Origin of the sequence: Halococcus morrhuae DSM 1307 (assembly GCF_000336695.1) — an archaeon.
Lineage (GTDB): Archaea > Halobacteriota > Halobacteria > Halobacteriales > Halococcaceae > Halococcus > Halococcus morrhuae.
The window spans coordinates 24,236-44,844 of record NZ_AOMC01000033.1 but is presented as its reverse complement, the minus strand read 5'-3'; the positions used below and the strand labels follow the sequence as shown (position 1 = coordinate 44,844).

Annotated in this window: 22 protein-coding genes; 4 read left to right on the top strand and 18 right to left on the bottom strand. The window is 66.0% G+C overall.

All coding sequences use genetic code 11. The features are described 5' to 3' along the window. Positions 1-10 precede the first annotated feature (10 nt). Positions 11-169, bottom strand: coding sequence for a preprotein translocase subunit Sec61beta (locus C448_RS01735; protein ID WP_049916018.1), 159 nt, complete (start codon positions 167-169; stop codon positions 11-13). A 95-nt stretch (positions 170-264) separates the two neighbouring features. Between C448_RS01735 and trxA the strand changes: the two genes are divergently transcribed. After that, positions 265-534 (top strand): thioredoxin, encoded by a 270-nt coding sequence (gene trxA / locus C448_RS01730; protein WP_049913029.1) that lies wholly within the window; start codon positions 265-267, stop codon positions 532-534. 135 nt (positions 535-669) lie between these two features. Here the strand turns inward: trxA and C448_RS01725 are convergent, their stop codons facing one another. From C448_RS01725 to C448_RS01715, 3 genes are read right to left on the bottom strand one after another with little or no spacing between them, the layout of a single operon-like run. Beyond that, positions 670-873: a hypothetical protein gene (locus C448_RS01725; RefSeq protein WP_004051436.1), complete on the bottom strand. Its 204-nt coding sequence runs from the start codon at positions 871-873 to the stop codon at positions 670-672. Positions 874-926: 53 nt separating this feature from the next. Then, entirely contained in the window at positions 927-1,736 is an 810-nt protein-coding gene (gene otsB / locus C448_RS01720; protein ID WP_004051434.1) for a trehalose-phosphatase, read from the bottom strand. Next, positions 1,729-3,234 carry an alpha,alpha-trehalose-phosphate synthase (UDP-forming) gene (locus C448_RS01715; RefSeq protein ID WP_004051433.1) on the bottom strand — a complete coding sequence of 502 codons (1,506 nt, stop codon included), beginning with the start codon at positions 3,232-3,234 and terminating at the stop codon, positions 1,729-1,731. Before C448_RS01715 ends, otsB begins: the two co-directional genes overlap by 8 nt. 539 nt (positions 3,235-3,773) lie before the next feature. Between C448_RS01715 and uvrA the strand changes: the two genes are divergently transcribed. Beyond that, positions 3,774-6,713 carry an excinuclease ABC subunit UvrA gene (gene uvrA / locus C448_RS01710; RefSeq protein WP_004051431.1) on the top strand — a complete coding sequence of 980 codons (2,940 nt, stop codon included), beginning with the start codon at positions 3,774-3,776 and terminating at the stop codon, positions 6,711-6,713. A 23-nt stretch (positions 6,714-6,736) separates the two neighbouring features. On the opposite strand, the gene C448_RS01705 is transcribed toward uvrA, so the two are convergent. Both C448_RS01705 and C448_RS01700 read right to left on the bottom strand, forming a co-directional pair. Next, positions 6,737-9,181 carry an amino acid permease gene (locus tag C448_RS01705; protein ID WP_004051429.1) on the bottom strand — a complete coding sequence of 815 codons (2,445 nt, stop codon included), beginning with the start codon at positions 9,179-9,181 and terminating at the stop codon, positions 6,737-6,739. An 86-nt stretch (positions 9,182-9,267) separates the two neighbouring features. Next, entirely contained in the window at positions 9,268-10,260 is a 993-nt protein-coding gene (locus C448_RS01700; protein ID WP_004051427.1) for a PrsW family intramembrane metalloprotease, read from the bottom strand. A 127-nt stretch (positions 10,261-10,387) separates the two neighbouring features. Here C448_RS01700 and C448_RS16070 point away from each other — a divergent pair, with 127 nt between their 5' ends. After that, complete coding sequence (locus C448_RS16070) at positions 10,388-10,537, top strand: hypothetical protein (protein WP_160162768.1); 150 nt, start codon at positions 10,388-10,390, stop codon at positions 10,535-10,537. A gap of 34 nt (positions 10,538-10,571) precedes the next feature. On the opposite strand, the gene C448_RS01695 is transcribed toward C448_RS16070, so the two are convergent. Beyond that, positions 10,572-11,897 (bottom strand): TIGR00341 family protein, encoded by a 1,326-nt coding sequence (locus C448_RS01695; RefSeq protein ID WP_004051426.1) that lies wholly within the window; start codon positions 11,895-11,897, stop codon positions 10,572-10,574. Between the two features lie 118 nt (positions 11,898-12,015). Between C448_RS01695 and engB the strand changes: the two genes are divergently transcribed. Next, on the top strand, positions 12,016-12,633 hold the full coding sequence (engB, locus tag C448_RS01690) for a GTP-binding protein EngB (protein WP_004051424.1): 618 nt from the start codon (positions 12,016-12,018) through the stop codon (positions 12,631-12,633). A gap of 325 nt (positions 12,634-12,958) precedes the next feature. Here engB and C448_RS01685 read toward each other — a convergent pair whose 3' ends face one another. The 11 genes from C448_RS01685 to C448_RS01635 form a co-directional block, all read right to left on the bottom strand. Then, entirely contained in the window at positions 12,959-13,195 is a 237-nt protein-coding gene (locus tag C448_RS01685) for a DUF3194 domain-containing protein (protein WP_004051423.1), read from the bottom strand. After that, a complete protein-coding gene (locus C448_RS01680) occupies positions 13,196-13,600 on the bottom strand; it encodes a prefoldin subunit beta (RefSeq protein WP_004051422.1) in 405 nt (134 codons plus the stop codon). 71 nt (positions 13,601-13,671) lie between these two features. Next, positions 13,672-15,051: a TIGR00341 family protein gene (locus tag C448_RS01675; RefSeq protein ID WP_004051419.1), complete on the bottom strand. Its 1,380-nt coding sequence runs from the start codon at positions 15,049-15,051 to the stop codon at positions 13,672-13,674. A 58-nt stretch (positions 15,052-15,109) separates the two neighbouring features. Further along, entirely contained in the window at positions 15,110-15,406 is a 297-nt protein-coding gene (locus C448_RS01670) for a KEOPS complex subunit Pcc1 (protein ID WP_004051417.1), read from the bottom strand. Beyond that, a complete protein-coding gene (locus C448_RS01665; protein ID WP_004051415.1) occupies positions 15,406-15,540 on the bottom strand; it encodes a DNA-directed RNA polymerase subunit P in 135 nt (44 codons plus the stop codon). The genes C448_RS01670 and C448_RS01665 overlap by 1 nt, the downstream gene beginning before the upstream one ends. Next, on the bottom strand, positions 15,537-15,815 hold the full coding sequence (locus C448_RS01660) for a 50S ribosomal protein L37ae (protein ID WP_004051413.1): 279 nt from the start codon (positions 15,813-15,815) through the stop codon (positions 15,537-15,539). Before C448_RS01660 ends, C448_RS01665 begins: the two co-directional genes overlap by 4 nt. Before the next feature lie 44 nt (positions 15,816-15,859). After that, a complete protein-coding gene (locus C448_RS01655) occupies positions 15,860-16,585 on the bottom strand; it encodes a DUF2103 domain-containing protein (RefSeq protein WP_004051411.1) in 726 nt (241 codons plus the stop codon). An 81-nt stretch (positions 16,586-16,666) separates the two neighbouring features. Then, positions 16,667-18,049: a tRNA pseudouridine(13) synthase TruD gene (truD, locus tag C448_RS01650; protein WP_004051408.1), complete on the bottom strand. Its 1,383-nt coding sequence runs from the start codon at positions 18,047-18,049 to the stop codon at positions 16,667-16,669. A 43-nt stretch (positions 18,050-18,092) separates the two neighbouring features. Further along, entirely contained in the window at positions 18,093-19,424 is a 1,332-nt protein-coding gene (gene trkA / locus C448_RS01645) for a Trk system potassium transporter TrkA (RefSeq protein ID WP_004051405.1), read from the bottom strand. A 346-nt stretch (positions 19,425-19,770) separates the two neighbouring features. Beyond that, positions 19,771-20,109, bottom strand: a complete 339-nt coding sequence (gene pth2 / locus C448_RS01640) for a peptidyl-tRNA hydrolase Pth2 (RefSeq protein WP_004051403.1) — start codon at positions 20,107-20,109, stop codon at positions 19,771-19,773. A gap of 77 nt (positions 20,110-20,186) precedes the next feature. Beyond that, on the bottom strand, positions 20,187-20,600 hold the full coding sequence (locus tag C448_RS01635; RefSeq protein ID WP_004051401.1) for a hypothetical protein: 414 nt from the start codon (positions 20,598-20,600) through the stop codon (positions 20,187-20,189). Positions 20,601-20,609 lie beyond the last annotated feature (9 nt).

Here is a 20,609-nt window from a genome sequence, read left to right as displayed (position 1 = left end):
AAGCGCGGTGTTACAGCGCGATTCGGAGGACGATGATCATGATGCCGAACGCGACGCCGAAGGCCACGATCGTCTTCGGGTCGAGTCGGATGGCGTTCTGATCCTCGGCGTCGAAATAGCGCACCAGTCCGGCGCTCGACATCAGCCCGCCGGAGTTATCGCTGCTCATGGCTCCTGTGTGGCTGCTGCGGGCCTAAACCTTTCGTCGTGGCCTGCGGGGTGGGAAACCCTTATCAGCGCCACGCGCCTACCTCTGGCCGGAACATGAGTGTTCGACTGAAAGACTTCTACGCGGATTGGTGCGGTCCCTGTAAGACCCAAGACCCCATTCTCGAGGAGCTGGAAGAGGACATGGACGGCAGCGTCGAGTTCGAGAAGATCGACGTCGACGAGGAGCAGGAGATCGCCAACGAGTACCAGGTGCGGTCGATCCCCACGCTCGTCGTCGAGAACGACGACGGCGTCGTCGAGCGATTCATCGGCGTCACCCAGCGCGAGGAGATCGAGAGCGCGCTCGAACAGGCCGGCGCGTAACTCAGGACAAGCCTGTTTCGAGATCGGCAGTCGTCGGCCCACGTTTTCATCACGCAGCAGTTATTTCACGATCATGATCACGACCGGGAGCGCTGACTGCGCGAAACCATCGCCACGAGAGCCGGTCGGAACGGCCTAGCGAACGCGCTGATAGATCCGGATGAGCGCCTCGGCGACGATGCCGACGATGCTCCAGCGATAGGAGAGGGCGGCCGCACCCAGGAGAAGCGCAGCGATCTTCTTCTCGCCGCGATAGAGCGCGAGCCCGGCCTCGACGAGCATCGAGACGGCGCTGATCTGTCCCGCCTGTTTCGATTTGAACGCGTTCGCGAGTCCCATGCCCGCGCGAGGGGAGCGGGACGGATAAGCACGCGGGCAGCGAGCGCCGGGAGCTACGCCGCTCCCCGAGAATCGAGCGCGGCGAGCCCCTCGTCGGCGAGCCAGTCGAGAAATCGCGTGACTGAGTCGGGGTCGTCGGTGCGGTAGTCCGCCGCCGTCTCCGGGTCCGCGCCGACGTGAACCCCGATCCCGGTTTCCGAGAGTTCGCGAAAGGCCGCCTCGTCGGTCGTGTCGTCACCGACGTAGATCGGCAGCCAGCCGTCGTGATCGGCCACGAGCAGCGAGACGGCGTCGCCCTTGTCCCAGGCGACCGTCGGCGTGAGCTCGACGATCTCCTTGCCCGTCGAGAGTTCGAAGCCACCCTCCGCGACCCGCTCGACGGCCGTCTCGACGGCGTCGTGGACCTCACTCTCGCGCTCGGGGGCCGTCCGGTAGTGGACGGTCGCGCTCACGGATTTGTCCTCGACGAAACAGTCCGTGTCGTCGAGGCGCTCCTCGATGTCGGCGACGATCGTGTCGAGATCGCGCCGTCGACGTCTGGCGATCGGATGGGTCGTGCTCTCGCCATCTCTGTGGAGTTCGAGCCCGTGATTGCCGGCGTAGTCGATCCCGTCGATACCGACGCGCTCGCGGAGATCGGCGAGTTCGCGCCCGCTGATGACGGCCACGTCCACCCGGTCGTGATCGCGGAGGCGTTCGAGCGCGGCCCGGTTGTTCTCGCCGAGTGCGGGTGCGTCCGGATCGATCTCGATACCCGCGAGCGTGCCGTCGAAATCCGTACAGAACAGGAGTCCGTTCGCGTCCGCCAGGCGATCGCGGAGCGCCGGCAGAGAGTCCCACAGCGCTGGTGGGGTGTCAGTCATCGGCGTCTTTCGCCCGGAGTTCGTCGACCGTATCGAAGATGCTCTCCATCCACGCGTAGAGATCGTTCGATTCGACCCGTTCGCGCAGGGCGACCATCCGCTCGGCGCGCTCCTCGCCGTCCATCGTCAGCGCGCGCTCGATCGTGTCGGCGAAGGCGTCGGTGTCGTAGGGGTTGATCGTGAGTGCTCGGTCACCGAGCTCCTCGTGGGCACCGGCCTGATCCGAGAGCACGAGTACGCCGTCGTCGTCGACCTGCGCGGCGACGTATTCCTTGGAAACGAGGTTCATCCCGTCGCGGACGGCGCTCACGAGCATGACGTCGGCGTAGCGATAGAGCCCACAGAGCTCGCGCTGGGGAATGAATTCGTTGATGTAGATGACCGGCTGCCAGTCGTCGGTGCCGAACCGGTCGTTGATGCGGTCGATCGACTCCTGAACCTCGGTCTGGAGGTCCTGATAGTCAGGGATGAGCGAGCGGCTCTCGTTGGCCTTCTGAACGTAACAGACCTCGCCACGGTACTCGGGGCGAGTCTCCAAGAGACGTTCGAGCGCGTCGAGACGCTCGACGATCCCCTTCGTGTAGTCGAGGCGGTCGACGCCGACGATGACGCTCGTCTCCGCGTCGATGCCGTGGGACGACTGGAACTCACGCCAGAAGTCGTCGTCGACGGCCTCGGCGTGCTCGCGGATCGAATCGGGGTCGATCCCCATCGGAAAGGCCTTCACGACCGTCGTGTGCCCCTCGTAGTTGACCCGCCCTCCCTCGGGGTCGATGAAGGCATCGTCGAGCGCCTCGTCGACGCAGTCGAGGAAGTTCCGACAGTAGCGCTCGACGTGAAAGCCGAGGAGGTCGTTGCCGAGCAGCCCTTCGAGCAGTTGCTCGTGCTGGGGACAGGCCCGAAAGGTGTCCCAGCCGGGCCAGGTGATATGCCAGAAATGTGTGAGGAATGCGCTGTCGGGCAGCGAATCGCGCACCCAGCGCGGCGCGAGCGTGAAGTGGTAGTCCTGAAACCAGATCAGCGAGTCCGCGCCGGCAGTCTCGACGACCGCATCGGCGAAGGTCTCGTTGACCTGCTGGTAGCGCTGCCAGTAGCGCTCGACGTAGTCGGTCTTCATCGTCCCGCCGTGACAGAGCGGCCAGAGAACGCGATTGGAGTAGCCGTAGTAGTAGCCCTCGACCTCCTCGTCGGTGAGCCAGAGCCGTTTGAGCGTGTAGGCCTCCGATTCGGGCGGCATCCGCACCTTCCCGTTGTCGTCGGTCACGTCGGCATCGGCCTCGCCGTCACCCCACGCGATCCACGTCCCATCGGTTTCCTGCATCACCGGGTCGAGTCCCGCCGTCAGCCCGCCAGCCGGCCGGTTGACGGTTATCGAGCGCCCGCCGTCGCCGTGGTCGTAGCTATGCGTATACGGCTGGCGGTTCGAGACGACGATCAGTTCGCCGTCGTCGACTGCCGGCACGATTCCGTCGTCCGTTGCGCTGTTGTCAACTCCCATAGAGAGTGCTCGCTGTGGCTATCAGCCGTGTCTCCCCATTCAGTCGCATCTCTTATAATTCATGGGCTTGAGTGGGGTGTGTCCCCGGCTTGCCGTCGCCGGCTTTTATCAATACTGGTCGCCGCAATCGGGAGCCGTGTCGCGATCATAGTATCGTTGGAGGATGGCAGCTGCTGTAACCAGATGGCCGAGCACACGATCCTGGTGGATGAAGGGCGAGCATCCCGAAAGGATGCGAGGGCTTCGGCGGAGGCGGTGCTGTGCGGAGGCAGTAGTGGTCGCGATGCTGTGCGGAAAGCGTCGATGTCCGCGCGAACGTAGCGAGGTTCGACCGAAGGGAGAACCTCGGAAGCGAACGGCGAACGCAGTGAGCCGTGAGTAGTGAGCGCGGTTCACTGCGAACGAGCGCGGAGCGCGAGTGAGCAGGTGTTTTTAGTCCAGGTTTTTGCGACGAGTGGTGCGCGCGGAGCGCGCACCCGAGGAGTAAAAAAGTGGGGAATCGACAGGGTTTCACGGCCTGCGCTCCCGACTAGGCATCAATGAGTAAGGACGAGATCGAGGTCCGTGGAGCCGAAGAACACAATTTGAAGGACCTCGACGTCACCGTTCCGCGCGAAGCGTTCACCGTCGTCACAGGGTTGTCGGGATCGGGGAAATCCTCGCTGGCCTTCGAAACGATCTACGCCGAGGGCCAGCGCCGCTACATCGAGAGCCTGTCGGCCTACGCCAGGAACTTCCTCGGCCAGATGGACAAGCCACAGGTCGAGACCGTCGAGGGGCTCTCGCCGGCGATCTCGATCGATCAGAAAAATGCCGCCAACAACCCCCGTTCCACTGTGGGAACGGTCACGGAGCTTCACGACTACCTCAGACTGCTGTATGCGCGCGTCGGCACGCCTCACTGCCCCGAATGCGGGCGCGAGGTCGGCGAGCAGTCCGCCCAGCAGATGGTCCGCCGGATTCTGGAGCTGCCCGAGGGGACGAGAGCGAAGATCGCCGCACCCGTGGTGCGCGACCAGAAGGGGGCCTTCGAGGAGCTGTTCGATAATCTCGTGAGCGAGGGCTACTCGCGCGTCGAGGTCGACGGCGAGGAGTTCGATCTGGCGACCGACCGCCCCGATCTCGACGAGAACTACGACCACACCGTCGACGTGGTGGTCGATCGCGTGAAGATCGCCGACGACACTCGCTCGCGCATCACCGACAGCGTCGAGACCGCTCTGGAGGAGGCCGACGGCGTGCTCAAACTGATCCTCCCCGATCCGCCCGCGGACGCCGACCTCGGCGGCGCGACCGCGCGCGCGACGGGCGATTTGGCCGGCGAGGAGAGCGATCGGGCGGTCGTCGAGTTCTCCGAGGCGCTCGCGTGCACCCACTGCGGCATCGACATCTCCGAAATCGAGACCCGCTCCTTCTCGTTCAACAGCCCGCACGGGGCCTGTCCAGAGTGTGAGGGGATCGGCGAGACGAAGGAGGTCGACGAGGAGCTCGTTGTCCAGGACCCCGGAAAGCCGCTCCGCGAGGTGTTCGAGCCGTGGAGCTACTCGCGATCGTACTATCAGACCCGGCTCGACGCCGTGGCGGCCCACTTCGACGTCTCGCTCGATACGCCGTTCGAGGAGCTCGACGACGATGTCCGGGAGGCGTTTCTCTACGGGACGAGCGAGCAGGTCGTCTTCGAGCGCCGGACGAAAAACGGCACGCGGCGCAAGGAGAAGCGCTTCGAAGGTGTGATTCCGAATCTCGAACGCCGCCACGTCGAGACCGAGAGTTCGAGCACGCGCGATCACATCGAGAAGTTCATGGCCGTCACCACCTGCCCGGCCTGTGACGGGACGCGCCTGAAGCCCGAGAGCCGTGCGGTGCTCGTCGACGACACCGCGATCACCGCCGTCAACCGGATGTCGATCGGCGACGCGCTCGCACACTTCGAGGGGATGGAGGCGGGGATGAGCGAACGCGATCTGACGATCGCCGAAGAGATCCTGAAAGAGATCCGCGCTCGGCTCGGCTTCATGTGTGAGGTCGGTCTCGAATATCTGACGCTCGACCGCCAGGCCGCGACGCTTTCGGGCGGGGAGAGCCAGCGCATCCGGCTCGCCACCCAGATCGGCTCCGGCCTCGTCGGCGTGCTCTACGTGCTCGACGAGCCCTCGATCGGGCTCCACCAGCGCGACAACGACCGACTGCTGAACACGCTCGAAGAGCTGCGCGATCTCGGCAACACGCTCCTCGTCGTCGAACACGACGAGGCGACGATGCGCCGCGCCGACGAGGTCATCGACATGGGGCCCGGTCCCGGCAAGCGCGGCGGCGAGGTCGTCGCGCAGGGATCGATCGACGAGATCGAGGCGACGGAGGGATCGATCACCGGTGCGTATCTCAGCGGCCGGAAGGAAATCCCCGTCCCCGAGACGCGACGCGAACCGGACGGCGAACTCACGATTCGAGGTGCGCGCCAGCACAACCTCGCCGATCTCGACGTGTCGATCCCGCTGGGCTGTTTCACCGCCATAACAGGTGTGTCGGGGTCGGGTAAATCCACACTGATGCACGACGTGCTCTACAAGGGTCTCGTCCGCGAGATGAACGACAACCGGACTGTGGACCCCGGCGAGCACGACGCCATCGAACACGAGGGGATCGAGACCGTGCGGCTGATCGACCAGTCGCCCATCGGCCGCACGCCGCGCTCGAACCCCGCGACCTACACGGGCGTCTTCGATCACGTTCGGGAGCTCTTTGCCGAGACGAAACTCGCCAAACAGCGCGGCTACGAGAAGGGTCGATTTTCCTTTAACGTCAAGGGCGGGCGCTGCGAGGCCTGTGGCGGGCAGGGCACGGTGAAGATCGAGATGAACTTCCTCTCGGACGTCCACGTCCCCTGTGAGGAATGTGGTGGCGCGCGCTACAACGACGAGACGCTCGACGTGACCTACAAGGGCGAGACGATCGCCGACGTGCTCGACATGAGCATCGAGGAGGCCTACGAGTTCTTCGAGGCCGACACCCGACTGAAGCGCCGTCTCCAACTCCTCCGCGACGTCGGGCTCGACTACATGCGACTCGGCCAGCCCTCGACCACCCTTTCGGGCGGGGAGGCCCAGCGCGTCAAGCTCGCCGAGGAGCTGGGCAAGAAACAGACCGGCGAGACGCTCTACCTGCTCGACGAGCCGACCACGGGGCTCCACTCGGCCGACGAGCGCAAATTGATCTCGGTGCTCCAGCGTCTCGTCGACAACGGCAACACCGTCGTGGTCGTCGAACACGAGCTCGATCTCGTGAAGAACGCCGACCACGTCGTCGATCTCGGTCCAGAGGGCGGCGAGAACGGCGGCGAGATCGTCGCGGCCGACACGCCCGAAGCGGTCGCCGGCATCGAGGAGTCACACACGGGTCGCTATCTCCGTGACCTCCTCCCGAAGATCGAACTGGAAGGACCGCGGACCGACCGGCGCGTCGCCGCCGACGACGACTGACGCGGCGCGCCCCGACCGAGTCGTCAGCGGCCGAACAGCCATCGCAGGCGTGACGGGATGCCCAGGTTTCGCCTGGCGAGGACGACCGTGCTTTCCGCTTCTTCACCGACTCGCTCGGGGATCGTGCCGAAGACCACGCGCTGGAGCAGTCCCTCGCGCGTCGCGCCGATCACGGTGACGTCGTGGTCGGCCGAGCGTGCGGTGATGGCGTCGACGACATCGTCGTTGGCGACGATCGTCACCTCGGCATCGGTGTCAGGGAAGTCTTCGAGTATGTCGTCGAGCGCCGCGCGAGCGTCCTCGCGCTCGTCGTCGCGTTCGATCACGCGGAGCAGCTCGATTCGTGCGCCGGTCACACGTGCGATCGAGCGGGCGACCTCGCCGGCCAGTTCAGTGTGTGGGCCGCCGGCGGTGGGGAGCAGTACCGATCCCACCGCGACCGGCGTGTCGGGATCGATCCGCTCGACGAGCACGTCACAGTCGGCATCCGTGACGACCGTATCGACCGTGCTGCCGAGGACGACGTCGCGGCGGCGCGCCCGCCAGCCGCCCCAGCCGAGCAGGACCGCGTCGGCGTCGTACTGCTCGATGGTGTGTAGAATGGCGTCGTCGACGTCGTGCGCGATGCGGACCGTCCCGCTGACGGGAATGTCGGTCTTCCCCGTCTCCGGATCGTTGCTTTCCTCGACGGTCCCGCTTCCATCGGACGAGAGTTGGCCGCCCGTCCCGGCGAACGCCATCGCGCGATCGAGCACGTCGCGGCGCTCGTCGACGTACTGGCGACCCTCCGAGAGCGGCGTCTGGTCGGGCAGGTCAACGACCGAGAGCGCGAGTATCTCGCCGTTTCTCTCCCGAGCCATGTCGACCGCGGTCGTCAGCAGCTGTTCGACGTGATCGGGGTTGGCGATCGGGACCACGATGCGGTAGTCGCGCTCGCGGCCCGACGGGTTGCGCTCGGCCACCGCCGTGGGCGTCTCGCGCTCGATGGCCGCCGTCGAAGGTGCACGCGCCTTCCACGCGAACCAGAAGCCGACGCCGACGACCTCGGCGAGCAGACCGAGCACGAGGCTCGACGGTTCGACGTTCGCGAGCAGGACGAAGTTCGCGATCACCGCGAGCGCCGGCACCCACGGCACCGCCGGTACGGTGAACCCCCGATCGAGATCGGGGAACTTCCGGCGCGAGCGGACGACCGCGACGTTGACGACGATCAGCCCGGTGAGCAGCATGAAATCCGCGAAGTGGGTGATCGCCTCGATACCGAGGTGAAGCTCCGCGCCCACGAGTGGCAGGGCGAACGGGAGTTGGAGAACTGCCTCACTCTCGGGACCGCCACCGAAGACGACGGTAAAGAGGAAGACGTAGAGCAAGATGAGCCCGCCCGTGAGGAACACCGACAGATAGGGCGTGTTGAACGAGGAGTGGAGTTTCTCGAAGCGCGCGGGCAGATGGTCGCGGCGGCTCATCGCGAGTTTGACGCGCGATCCGGCGAGAATGGTGGCATTGGCCGCCGCAACCATCGAGAGAAGCGCGCCGACGATGATGACGTAAAACCCCACGGGGCCGAGGTAGTATTGGGCGGCGTAGGCCATCGACACTTCGCCGCTGTTGGCGATGAACTGTCGTGCGGGCACGCCGCCGAGATCGACGTTCGCCGCGAGGAACTGGAGGAACCGGGCGTCGTTGACGGCGAAGACGATGACGAGCACGACGAACGCGTAGACGACGGTGACGAAGCCCATGCTGACGAAGATCGCCCGCGGGATCGTTCGGCCTGGATCCTCGATTTCCTCGGCGTTGGTCGCGATCGCCTCGAACCCGAAGAAGGTGATGAACACGAGCGCACTCGTCACGCCGATATCGCGGAGATCGGCGAAGCCCTGCGTGTTCTCGGCGATCGAGCTCATGATGACCTCGGTGTCGAACGCCTGCAGACCGCCGTAGAGAAAAAGGAAAATGAGCGCGATCTTGAGCGTGGTAACGACGATCTGGAAGAGTCCAGTTTCCTCGGTGCCCTTGAGGTTGATCCCGATAAGTAGCACCAGGATTCCGACCGACGAGAGCCAGTAGGGGACGGCCGCGGGAATCGACAACAGCGGATAGATGAACCGGTAGAACCAGTCGCCGAAACTCGCGAGGTAGAAGGCGGCGCTCGCGGGATAGCCGAGGATCATCGACCAGCCGACGATATACGTCCAGTCGCGGTCGAAGGTGTTGGCGACGTAGGCGTAGCCACCCCCGCTTTCGGGGTAGAGCGAGGCGAACTCGGCGTAGGCGAAGGCGGTGAATGCGGCGACGATTGCTGCGATCAGGAACGAACCGATGGCGACCACGCCGACGTTCGAGACCGCGAGCCCCGAGAGCACGAAGATTCCCGCGGCGATCATCGTCCCGACGCCGAGGGCGACCGCACCCACGAAGCCGATGTCGCGGTCGAGCTCCGTCTCGACGCCGGTCCCGTCGCTCATATACCGCACCTTATCGGTCGGAGTGAAGAATGTTCACATGCATCATCTTCCGATGGCGGAATACGGGGACGCGTGACCTCCGGCTGTCATTCCTCGAACTCGGTGCGCTCGACGGGGACGAGCGCCCCGTCCTGACGAGTAGCGCGGTACTGCCGCCGGTAGCGCGCGAGTTTTCGGTAGAGGAAGTAGCCGAAGAAGCTATCGTAGATGATGACGAACGCCAGGAGAGTGACGAAGTTCGGGATGCCGAGCACGAAGGCTGCAGCGGTGGGAATGATCGTGAGCGTGTTGTAGGTCGCGTGAATGAGCGCCGCGATCAGGAGCCCCTTGACGATGATCGGGCCGGCACGATCGCGGTTGAACTTCGCCAAGCCGAGATAGTAGCCCGCGAAGGCCGAGTAGATGACGTGGCCGGGGCCGGCGATCGCCCGCGCGGGCGTGACGCCGCCACCAGCGCCCAACACGTTGCCGATGACGGGGTTGGCCACCGCGTCGGTGATGTAGATGGCGTTCTCGATGGTGGCGAAGCCGAGTCCCGCGACCGCGCCGTAGACCGCACCGTCGATGACGGCGTCGAACCGTGGGCTGCGGTAGGCGTAGATCCGGACGGCGAGCCACTTCATCGTCTCCTCGATCGGGCCGACGACGAGGTAGAAAAACCAGACCGGGCCGACGATCGGGACGAGCTGGAGAACGCTGCCGAGCCCGTTGATGATCGCGGCGAAGCTCGCGAAGAGCACGCCGAGGGCGAACGTCACCGCGAGCAAGGAGAGCGGTTCGGCGGTCGTGCTGTCGGTCCACCAGACGTAGGCGACGAGCGCGAGCGCCGGCACGAGCGACAGCACCGTGAACGCGCTCACGACGGGGTTCAGGATACGTGGCAGGTCGCTGGTCACGACGATCGCCACGAGGATCGCGCCCGCGAGTAGCACCAGCACCCATCGCGCGATCACGTCCAGCACCCAGTAGAGCCAGGTCGCCACCCTGTCGAGCGGCGTCCGCACCTCCCACGTCGTGACGTCGTAGCGGTCGCGGGACCCGTCGTCGCGGGACTGAATCGGGTCCTGACTGCGCGCCATACCCGACTCTCGACCGCCGGGACCTAACCGTTGTCCCCTCGCCTGACGACCGGGATTGATATGTAATTATACACCATTACCAGGGTTAGGCATAGCTTGATACGTCCCCACGAACGACTGTCACGGCATGGCACGCAGCACGACGCGCGGACTGCTGTACACAGCACCGCCGACCGACGACGAGGAACGAGCGGACGAGCGATCCAATGAGAATGCGTCGACGATGACGGCTGATTCAGACGGAACGAATCACGCCAGCGCCGTCGCGGACGACTAGTCCGGTAGTCACACGATCGAGCGGTGAGTCACAGTCACGCGGTCTCCATCTCGACGTAGCGCACGCGTACCTGAACGTCGTTCGGTGAGCCGAGCGGTTCGGGCAGCGCGAGATCGCCGAGCGCCTCGTCGATGCGGCGTTCGAGCGGGCGAGCGAGGTTCGGATTGCTACCGTCCCCCGTCCCGCCGGCGACGATGGTGACACGGGTCGGCTGGCGCGGCGGGACGGGGTCGTCGTAACGAAAGCGCACGTCGAGCAGCGTGAGTTGGCCGTACTTGGGCTGGTCGAGTAGTGCGTCGATGTCGCCGCGGACCTCCTGCTCGAACGACGCTGTCCGGTAGGAGTCGTAGGTGACGACGCCGAGAAACGCCGACAGCACGAGGATGGCGGCGGCGAGCGCGACGACGCGCTGTCGCGTCGCCAGCCGGGCGTCGTCCTCGCGAAACCAGTGATCGGGCCGATAGCCCATATACCACAGAACAATGAGCGCCGTGAGGTTGATCGAGAGCGTGTTCACGAGCACGAGCACCGACGCGCTGAACACCGGAGCCGGTCGCCCCCACGCGATGGCGATACCGATGACCCCCAACGGCGGGACGAGCGCGGCCGCGATCATCACACCGACCAGCGTCGCCGAGACGCCGGTCGCGAGGCTCACCCCGCCGGCGACGCCGGCCCCAAGCGCCACCACTAAGGCCAAGAAGTCGGGCGCGAGTCGGATGTTGATCTGTCCGATCATGAATACGTCGGTGCCCGGCGGCACCGTGTTCGTCACGCGCATGAGGGCGGCGAACAGCGTCGCGGCGACGACCGCGACGGCGAGACCGAGCGCCTGAAGCTTCACCCCGCGACGGAACATCCCCTGATCGTCGACGACCGTTCCCACGGAGGTCGCCATCGCTGGCCCGATCAACGGAGCGATGACCATCGAGCCGACGACGACGGCCGCGTCATCGAGGAGGAGTCCGGCGGTGGCGACGACCGCGCTCACGACCGTCATGACGAGATACGGCCAGAAATCCGGCGCGAGCTCCCGAGCACGGGCGTGGATCTCCTCGCGGGCGATGCGTTTGTCGGTCTCCTCGTCTTCCTCGTACCGCTCTTCCAACTGCTCGAAGCGGCGCGAAACGACGGTCTCGGCGTCGACGACGATCGTGTAAGCGTCCTCGTCGATCCCGGCCTCGCGCAGGCGGTCGAGCACCGGCTCGACGGCAGTCGTCGGCAGCGGGAACGAAACGACGCCCGTGAACTCCCGGCCGCTCGTCTCCTCGGTCAGCACGTAGTCGATCCCCTCGTCGTCGAGCTCCGAGAGCACCGTCTCGCGCTTGCCCGCCGGGATCGTCACCTGAACGAGTCGCACATCCGACGGTCTCGGCCGGCGGCCAAATACCCCGTGGTCGGCCATCGAACGGCACCATCCACTATCGGGCCGAGGCTCCCGTCGGGCAGTATAAACCCGTGCGCCCGAGAGGGCAACCATGTTCGATGGACGTCCCGACCGGGACGCGGAAGTCGTCTTCTGTGGCCGCTCGAACGTGGGGAAATCCACCATCCTCCGGGAGCTCACCGGCCACGATTTCGAGACCGGCAAGAAACCCGGCGTGACCCGCTCGCCGGGCCACTACGACTGGGTGGCCGAGGACTTCGTTCTCACCGACCTGCCGGGCTTCGGCTTCATGTCCGGCGTCGAGGAGGAACACCGCGAGGCGATCAAGACCGACATCGTCCGCTATCTCGAAACGAACAGCGAGCAGATCCTCGTCGGCGTGCTCGTCATCGACGCCAACAGCGCCGTCGACATCATCGACCGCCACACCGAACGCGACGAAATTCCCCACGACGTCGAACTGTTCGGCTTCCTCGCCGATATCGACATCCCCACCGTGGTCGCGGTCAACAAGATGGACAAGGTCGACGATCGCGACGAGCGTCTCGACGCACTCTGCGACCGCCTCGGCCTCCCCTCACCGTGGCAGCAATGGCAGGACACCATCGCCCCCGTCAGCGCCAAACGCGGCTCGATCGGCCCGCTGACCGACGCCATCCGCAGCCATCTCCACGACCAGCACCGCGACGACCTGTTCAAATTCTTCTAAACCCACTTTTTTAGACGGGGTGGTTCGAGAGAGCGAAGCTCTCTCGTCATCACGAAAGACGCGAAGCGTCTTTCGAACGACATCGCGCTCGCTCCCTTCGGTCGCTCGCGCTCAACCCCCGACCAAAAACCTGGACTAAAAACTCCTGCTCGCAAACCGCGCGAGCAGTGAACCGCGCTCGTTTCACTCGCGCGGACATCGACAGCTACCGCACCGCAACCGCACAGCACCGCCGAAGCCCTCAGCCGCTCGTTCCACTCGCGACTTCGCCCTTCATCCGCCAGGAACCGACCGCATCGCCGCACAGCGGCCGCCACCGCAGCCACTATTCGTCGGCAAACAGATCGTCGACGGCCGATTCGGCCGCCAGTACGGCCTCGTCGGCGACGATCTCCGGGTCGGGATCATCCGGCGCGTTCAGATAGACATCGAGATCGAGCACGCCATCCTCGAAGTGCACGGTGACATCGAGATCCTCGATCTCGGAACTCTTGTAGCGCGAGAAAACGAGGCCTTCGGCTGCTTCGCTTGCCGTTTCGACGACTTCCTCGTCGGTCGGCATCTACCCGCCAGCGCTCGGGCCGCCCGGTCCCATACCGCCCGGGCCGCCGGCACCGCCACCGCCGCCGCTCAGCATCTCCTGCAGCTCGCTCTGGAGCTCCTCGAACTGCTCCTGAACGCGACTCTCCTGTTTTTCGAGCGTCTCGACGCGCACTTCGAGGCTCGACACCTTGTCCTCGAGGTCGTCTTGGGCCTCGTCGTACTCGGTCTCGATCAGGAGCTCGCCGACCTCGCGGTACATCGTCGTCTCGGTGTCGATCTCGTCGAGCTCGTCGAGCGCAGTCTGCGAGTCAGTGAGCTGACTTTCGGCCTGCTGCTTCTGGGCAGCGACCTGCTGGGCGCTGTCCTGGAGATCCTGTAGCTCCTCGATTTTCTCTTGGGCTTCCGGCGGAAGGTTTCCCTGCATACCCGCGTTCTTGGTGTCCGCAGGGAAAAACCCCCGTTTCTCTCCCGAGTCCGCCGATCACCGAACCCGCATCAGGCCGGCACGATCGGGGTTCTTCCCATCGCGTTCGCCGGTGATCGGATCGCATCGGTGCGGGCGGCATCGACGAACCGTGCTTCAACGGTCACGTTGCGCCCGGTGGTCCGGCTGAGGCGGCGATCGAGCGCCGCGGCGAACCGAGGCTGGGTGGTGCCCGCCGGTCGATCGAGCGTCACCGAGACGTTGATCGGCCCACCGGCGGCGAGTCCGGCCTCGTCGAACGCGATCGCCGTCTCGCTCGGCCCGGCCGACGTGTCGAGCAGTTCGAGATCCGCGTAGGGCTGCCCGTCGATCATCCCCTCGACCTCGGTTTCGACCTGCTGATCGAACTGCGCCGACTGGTAACTGAGATAGGTGACGCCGCCGAGAAAGACCGAGAGCACGACGAGCGCGAGCACGAGCACGCCGATGCGCTTGCGGATCCGTTCGCGCACCAGATCGAGTTCGAGCGCGTCCTGTGGGCGATAGCCGACGACCCAGAGGACGATCAGCGCGGCGAGATTGATCGAGAGCACGTTAACGAGCACCAACACCCCGGCACCGAGGCTCAAGAACGGCTGCCCCCACGCGATACCGAGCCCGACCGTCGCGGCCGGCGGGATGAGCGCGACCGCGATCATCACGCCGACGAGCGCCGCCCCGGCTCCCGTCGCGAGGCTGATTGCCCCGGCGATGCCCGCCCCGAGCGCCACCATCAGCGAGAGGAAATCCGGTGCGAGACGGCTCTGTACCTCCGGTATCGTGGCAATGTCGGTCCCCGGGGGAACCAGCCCGACGAACCGCATGGCCGCGGCGAAGACAGCCGCACTCGCCACCGCAAGCCCGAGTCCGAGCACCTGTAGCGCGACGCCACGGGCCGTCAGGTCGCGGTCGTCGACGACCGTGCCCGTGGCGGCAGCCATCGCCGGCCCGATCAGGGGTGCGATGACCATCGACCCGACGACGACGGCCGCCGAATCTTGAAGCAGGCCGACGACGGCGACGGCGGCGCTAACGACCGTCATCGCCACGTACGACCAGCGCTCGCTGCGATCGGGTGCGAGATCGGCGGCCGCCGTCCGAAGCTCGTCGCGCGCGATCCGCCCCCGGCGCTCGGATCCGTCCTCGTCCGCGTCCTCCTCGGCATCGAACCGGTCGGAGACGACCGTCCGGGCGTCGAGTACGACCGTCCAGGCGTCCTCGCTGAGATTCTGGTCGCGGAGACGATCGAGCAGCCCCTCGACGTCGTCCTGGGCGAGCGGGAACGACGCCACCGCTGCGTAGCGCTCGCCGTCGGAGGCGTCGGTGATCGCGTAGTCGATCCCCTCGTCGTCGAGGATCCCGAGGATCGCCTGGCGCTTCGCCGCGGGGACTGATAGTTCGACGAATCGCATACACGCACCTCAGCGTACTGACTGATAAACGCCCGCCATTCGAAACCCGCGCGACGCGCTATCCGTCGACAGTATCCGATCTATCTGTCGTATTCGCTCCGTCAACCGCCTCTGCTCCGGCAGTCAGCGTTCGCTCGGCTACGCCGGTCAGCGAGAGCCAAGTGTTCTGGCCCGCGCGCAGCGCGATGAGATCGGCCGCCGCGACGTCGATCCCGACCGTGGCTCCGTCGCGCGACAGCGTCGCCGTCGTGCGATCGCCTTCGATATCGCCGATCTCGGGTCGGAGGCTGCGCTCGACGGCGGCCGCGGCGCTCTCGGTCTCGTATTCGAGCACGAAGGAACTCTCGTGGCGCACTACTCGACGTCGATCTCTTTGACGTCGCGGCTGCGCTCCTTGAGCAGCACGCGGTGGCCGCAGTACGGACAGCGAACGCCGCCGTACTCGTCGAGTTCGACGTCGCGCTTACACCGCGAGCATTTGTAACTCACTGTTCGTCGCCGTCCTCCGCGAGCGCCGCCCGAATCGAGCGCTCGACGGTGCGCCCGCCGGGCGTCTCAGGCTGGTACGCACCGCCAGCGAAGGTGTGCCCGCAGTTGCCACACTCCCAGATGCCCGTGTCCGTCCGGTCGACGTCCGGCTCGTCACATTCGGGGCAGGTGTGGTCGTCCTGCATGTCGGCCTCGATCTCGGCGACGCGTCGGCGGGCGACACGGCCGTAGCGTGCACCGAACCGTCCGGCGCTACCGACCTCTTGATTACCCATAGTACGCCTGCTATGCCAGCGGGCGAGTAAAACCCTTCGTGTTGTTACTCCCGGAACCCCTCTTCATCGAGCGCACGATTGAGGTCCTCGCGGACGCGCTCACCCTGCTCGCGGTCGGCGGCGGTCGTCACGACTCGCACCTCCTGAACGCTCGATCCGTCGCGCACCAACAGTCTGACGTTTCCTCGTCCGTCGGCACGGGTCGCCTTCGCCCGTACGCCCGTCCGGGAACCACGTCCGCCCGACTCGATGGGGCCCGGAATCACCTTCTTCACGTGTGGGTGATCGGTCGCGATCGCCACGATTGCTTGACCCGCACGCCCGCCGACGAGCGTCGAGTGGCTCCCGCCGAGTTTCTCCCGCGGTGGTGTCTCGACGACCGCAAGCGGTGACTCCTCACTTCTGGCGAGCACCGTCTCGACGGCGTCTTCACCCGGGTCCGCGACGCGGCGGAGATCGTAGTGGAGCTGCCCACGAAGCGTCCCGAGCACGTCGCGCTCGCCGGTGGCGTACACCTCCTCTGGTCGCTTGCGATGGATCTCGTCGGCAACCCTCCCCGTGAAGTTTCGGCGCTCGCGCTTCTCCGCTTCGCCCGTCTCCTGGATCGTCGTCACCGTCCAGGTTCCGACGCGCTCGCCCTCGAACAGACCGGTGACGCTCGCTCGCTCGCGACCTAGTTCGCAGACCACGGTGTCGACGTTCGGATGGCGACAGACGAGACAGAAATCGCCGGCCCGATCGAGACGCGATCCACACCGCCGACACTCCATGCCACGATTCGAGCGTGCCGGCGGATAAGCCGGTCGATTTCTCAGTCGTGTGCCTGGAGATCCATTTCGACCAACACGGCGTCAGCGCATCGCGGTCGGCTCACTCTTCAGGTATTCCCGAAGGAGCACGGTCGCATACGATCCCTTTGGCAGCCGGAAGGCGAACGTGAGCGGATCGTCCTCGATCGACAGATCGGTCGTGAGCAGTATCGCCCGTCGGGTGCCCGTCGAGTGAAACTCCCCCGGCAGATCGAACAGCGAGGGCTCGATCCCTTCCTCGTCGAGTATTGCGCGCTCGATGGCACCCGGCTCGCCGTCGGCGAGTTCCGTTTCGGTGCCGACCAGCGGCGCGGTGACGAACGCCCGTCCGCGTGCAGTGTGTCGATTGACCGTCTCGACCCGATTTTCGGGCACTCGTTGGCTTCTGTCGGGATCGGGCAGAGCGAGTCCATCGGGAGCCTCGCTATCGGCGAAGCAGACCACGTCGCCCGCGATCGCCCGATCGAACGGCAGCCCCCGATCGAGGCGTGCGGAGAGGATTCGATTGTACAAGTAAGACTGAGCGGCGTTGACGAACAGCCGCTGGAGGTTCGACGGGACGGTTTCGAGCGCCGCACGGAAATCGTCCGAACTCTCGCCACCGTTCTCGACCAGCCGGTGGAGCATCGAGCGCTCGAAGCCCAACTGCCGCGGGTAGCGGTCGAGCGCCGCCGCCCAGTCCGCCGTCCCCGCTGCCGTGGCCTCGCTATCGACGAACGCGCGCGCCTCGCGGGTCGCTTCCGGCTCCGACTCGTGTGGACGGCCGACGTAGGCGAGCACCGCTTCTCGCCAGTCGTCGCGGACGACCGCGAGCCCGACCTCGTGTGTCACCGGGCGATAGGAACCGAACCGCTGCTGGCCGAAGTAGTTCGGCACGCCCACCGTCGCGCCGTTCTCGCCGCTTGCGCCGTCCGCGTTTTCGTCTCCGTTGCCGGCGAACGACCGGAGCGATTCCGTTATTCGCTGGATCGATTCGGTGTCGGCCTCGCGGACGACGATCTCGAAGGCGTTGCCCGCGAGATCGCCGAAGCGCAACCCCCGTCCGGCGCGCCCAACCAGGTCGATCGTCGCTCCGCGGAGATCGATGTCGTCGAGCGCGTCGCTTCCAGCACGCACGGAGAACAGTTGGGTGCTGACGGCGCGCTTGTCCTTCGTGCCCGCCCAGTCGATACGCTCGCGGCTCATTTCCAACCGACTGGAGAGCGCGCTCGCGAAGTCGTTCGTGTCCCAGTTCTCGAGCGTCGCTCGAAAGACGAGATGGGGATAGGCGTCCGGATCGGCGTCGAGCGGTTCGAATTCACCCGTTTCGAGTTCGCGCACGCGGAAGTCCGCCGGGCGCGTGCGGAATTTCCCACCTGTACCGTCGCCGTCGCTGACGTAGTGATCGATGCCGACCGCCAGTTCGCTCGGGTGGGCCTCGCGCATCAGTGGGCCTCGTCAGCCGTTGGTTCGCGGTCGGAGTTGCTGTTCACAGCGCCGCCGCGACCTCGTCCAGCGCGTCCGTGTCGACGAACGCCACGACGTGGTCGCCGACCTGGACGACGGTGCCGCCGCGGGGCGTCTTGAGCGAGCCGTCGCGGACGACCGCGCCGACGACGAATCCGTCGGGCAGGTCGTGTGCCACGTCGACGATCGACTCGCCGGCGAGAACGCTGTCGCCGTCGACGGTGATCTCGAGCACTTCGGCGCTGTCGCGTTCGAGCGTCGCGGCCTCGTCGGCGTAGTCTTGGGTCGCACGCGTCGTCTCGTTGGCGACGACCGCCCGTGGCTCGACGGTCACGTCGACACCGGCCGCCTCGAACAGATCGACGTACTCCGAGTCGTTCACCACGGCGGCGGTGTGGCCAGCGCCGACGTTCTTCGCGAGCAGCGCCAGCACGTAGTTCGTCTCGTCGTCGAGCGTCCCGACGAGCAGGTCCGCCTCGTCGATGCTCGCCTCGGTAAGGAAGCCGGCGGTCGTCACGTCGCCCTCGATGACCGTCGTCTCCGGAAGCTCCTCGTCGAGCACGGCGACGCGCTCGGGATCGTGCTCGACCAGTTGGGGTGTGTAGCCACCCTGTTCGAGCAGTCCGGCGATGTGTGTACCGACCGTCCCGCCGCCGACGATCACCACGTCGTCGTCCGGATCGAGCGATGCGCCCGGTGTGAGCCGTCGCGCGAACCGCCTGACGCTGGAGGGACTGCCGATGACCACGACCCGATCGTCGGCCGCGAAGACCGTCTCGCCGCTCGGGATGTGGACCGTGCCGTCGCGGATCACGCCGGCGAACGTCAGCGAGGGGAACTCGTCGGCCTCGGCGACGCTCTTGCCGACGAGATCGGCGTCGGCAGCGAGTTCGAACTCCGCCATCTCGACCTCTCCATCGACGAACGTGCTGACCGCGAGCGCGCCGGGCAGCGCGACCGTCCGGACGAGCGCCGCGGCGGTCAGTCGATCGACCGGCAGCAACAAGTCGATGCCGAGCGCGTCGTCGAATTCCTGCCAAGTTTCGTAGAGATCGGCCGATTTCGCCCGCGCGATCGTGTACGCGTCCGTACTGTTCCGGACCGCGCCACAGACCATGACGTTGACCGCGTCGTCGTCCGTGCTGGCGATGACGATCTCGGCCTCGTCGATGCCCGCCGCCTCCAGCGCGTCGAGCGAGCGCCCGTCGCCCTCGATGGCCGTCACGCCGAGCGTGGATTCGAGTTCGGCGACGCGCTCGCCGTCCGTGTCGACGACCGCGATCTCGTGGCTCTCGGCGAGGTCCTCGGCGATGTACGTGCCGACGTCACCCGCCCCGACAATGACTACCCGCATCGGCGAATCCTCCTCATGGCCGCGTTCCGACGGGTATCAGTAAGTGCGTTGTGGTCGCCCGAGAATCGATAGCTCTCGGTGGAAATCGCCAGGCAAAACCGAAGCAGAGGCGGTGGCGCGCGGTGAATCCGGCCGGAGGCCGGAGAGCGTGCGAGGGATGAGCGGAGCGAGTGAAACGAGCGGAGCGAATCGGTTGGGGAGGTGTGTGGGCTGTGCGGGGCGGTGGCGGAAGGATAGTTGTCATACCGCGAGCGAGGCCAACGGCCGAGCGAGCGGCTCTTTTTAGCCCAGGTTTTTGGACGGGGTTCGAGGCGAGCGAACGGAGTGAGCGAGCCGAGGACCCCGTCTAAAAAAGTGGGAGGTCGCCGGTAATTCGGTCGACGGTTTCCTCGGAGCCGGGGCCGACCGCGAGCGCCGTCACTGTGCCTGGATCGAGCTGCGTGTGGCCCGCATCGCGGATGATGGCGTGGGGGAGACCGTCGCGTTCGGCGCGATCGGCGAGTTCGAACAGCGTTCGCTCGCTATCGCCCTTGAGAACGACTTTCTTCTGGCCCGATCCCTTCCACTCGGTTCGCGCGCGCGAGCCGGTGTCTTCGTAGGCCGACAGCGAGGCGTGAGCGACCTGTGCGGCGAGTTTGCCCGTCCCCATCCCGATGTCGGTCCGCGCGACGATGGCCTGTTTCATGCCTGTCCGCGGGGCGGTGTCGGTATATGACTGACTACTCGCCGTGACGGCGGGGGTGGAGCCGTTCGCGGATCGCCCTACTGCTCGCTCCGCTGGTTGAGTTCGTCGACGAGCGTCCCGGCCAACTCCTCGAGTTCCTCGTCCGAGAGGGCGTCGAGATCGCCGAGTCCGCTATTCGATTCCTCCGAATCGTCGCCGATCGAGTCGAGCGCGGCAGTCACCTGCTCGATGACCGGCGGGCTAGTCGATTCGTCGTCGGCGCTCTCGGAGTCGTCGTCGGACTCTTCCGCTTCCTCGCTTTCCTCGTCGCCATCGCCGTCGTCCGCCCCGTCTCCGGATTCGGTTTGGTCCTCGTCGCCCGACTCGTCATCGGATTCGTCCGCATTCCCGCCCGCGAGCAGCGCCCCTTCGAGTCGGCTGCCGAGCGAACTCCCGAGGCGCTGGCCGACGAACCCGCCGACGAAGCGCAGTATGGTGCTGACGATGCCCATCTCAGTATC

Bases quoted from the DNA above. Each gene is read 5' to 3' on its own strand.
- C448_RS01735 (WP_049916018.1), bottom strand. From the start codon at position 169: ATGAGCAGCGATAACTCCGGCGGGCTGATGTCGAGCGCCGGACTGGTG.
- trxA (WP_049913029.1), top strand. From the start codon at position 265: ATGAGTGTTCGACTGAAAGACTTCTACGCGGATTGGTGCGGTCCCTGT.
- C448_RS01725 (WP_004051436.1), bottom strand. From the start codon at position 873: ATGGGACTCGCGAACGCGTTCAAATCGAAACAGGCGGGACAGATCAGC.
- otsB (WP_004051434.1), bottom strand. From the start codon at position 1,736: ATGACTGACACCCCACCAGCGCTGTGGGACTCTCTGCCGGCGCTCCGC.
- C448_RS01715 (WP_004051433.1), bottom strand. From the start codon at position 3,234: ATGGGAGTTGACAACAGCGCAACGGACGACGGAATCGTGCCGGCAGTC.
- uvrA (WP_004051431.1), top strand. From the start codon at position 3,774: ATGAGTAAGGACGAGATCGAGGTCCGTGGAGCCGAAGAACACAATTTG.
- C448_RS01705 (WP_004051429.1), bottom strand. From the start codon at position 9,181: ATGAGCGACGGGACCGGCGTCGAGACGGAGCTCGACCGCGACATCGGC.
- C448_RS01700 (WP_004051427.1), bottom strand. From the start codon at position 10,260: ATGGCGCGCAGTCAGGACCCGATTCAGTCCCGCGACGACGGGTCCCGC.
- C448_RS16070 (WP_160162768.1), top strand. From the start codon at position 10,388: ATGGCACGCAGCACGACGCGCGGACTGCTGTACACAGCACCGCCGACC.
- engB (WP_004051424.1), top strand. From the start codon at position 12,016: ATGTTCGATGGACGTCCCGACCGGGACGCGGAAGTCGTCTTCTGTGGC.
- C448_RS01685 (WP_004051423.1), bottom strand. From the start codon at position 13,195: ATGCCGACCGACGAGGAAGTCGTCGAAACGGCAAGCGAAGCAGCCGAA.
- C448_RS01680 (WP_004051422.1), bottom strand. From the start codon at position 13,600: ATGCAGGGAAACCTTCCGCCGGAAGCCCAAGAGAAAATCGAGGAGCTA.
- C448_RS01675 (WP_004051419.1), bottom strand. From the start codon at position 15,051: ATGCGATTCGTCGAACTATCAGTCCCCGCGGCGAAGCGCCAGGCGATC.
- C448_RS01660 (WP_004051413.1), bottom strand. From the start codon at position 15,815: ATGGGTAATCAAGAGGTCGGTAGCGCCGGACGGTTCGGTGCACGCTAC.
- C448_RS01655 (WP_004051411.1), bottom strand. From the start codon at position 16,585: ATGGAGTGTCGGCGGTGTGGATCGCGTCTCGATCGGGCCGGCGATTTC.
- truD (WP_004051408.1), bottom strand. From the start codon at position 18,049: ATGCGCGAGGCCCACCCGAGCGAACTGGCGGTCGGCATCGATCACTAC.
- trkA (WP_004051405.1), bottom strand. From the start codon at position 19,424: ATGCGGGTAGTCATTGTCGGGGCGGGTGACGTCGGCACGTACATCGCC.
- pth2 (WP_004051403.1), bottom strand. From the start codon at position 20,109: ATGAAACAGGCCATCGTCGCGCGGACCGACATCGGGATGGGGACGGGC.
- C448_RS01635 (WP_004051401.1), bottom strand. From the start codon at position 20,600: ATGGGCATCGTCAGCACCATACTGCGCTTCGTCGGCGGGTTCGTCGGC.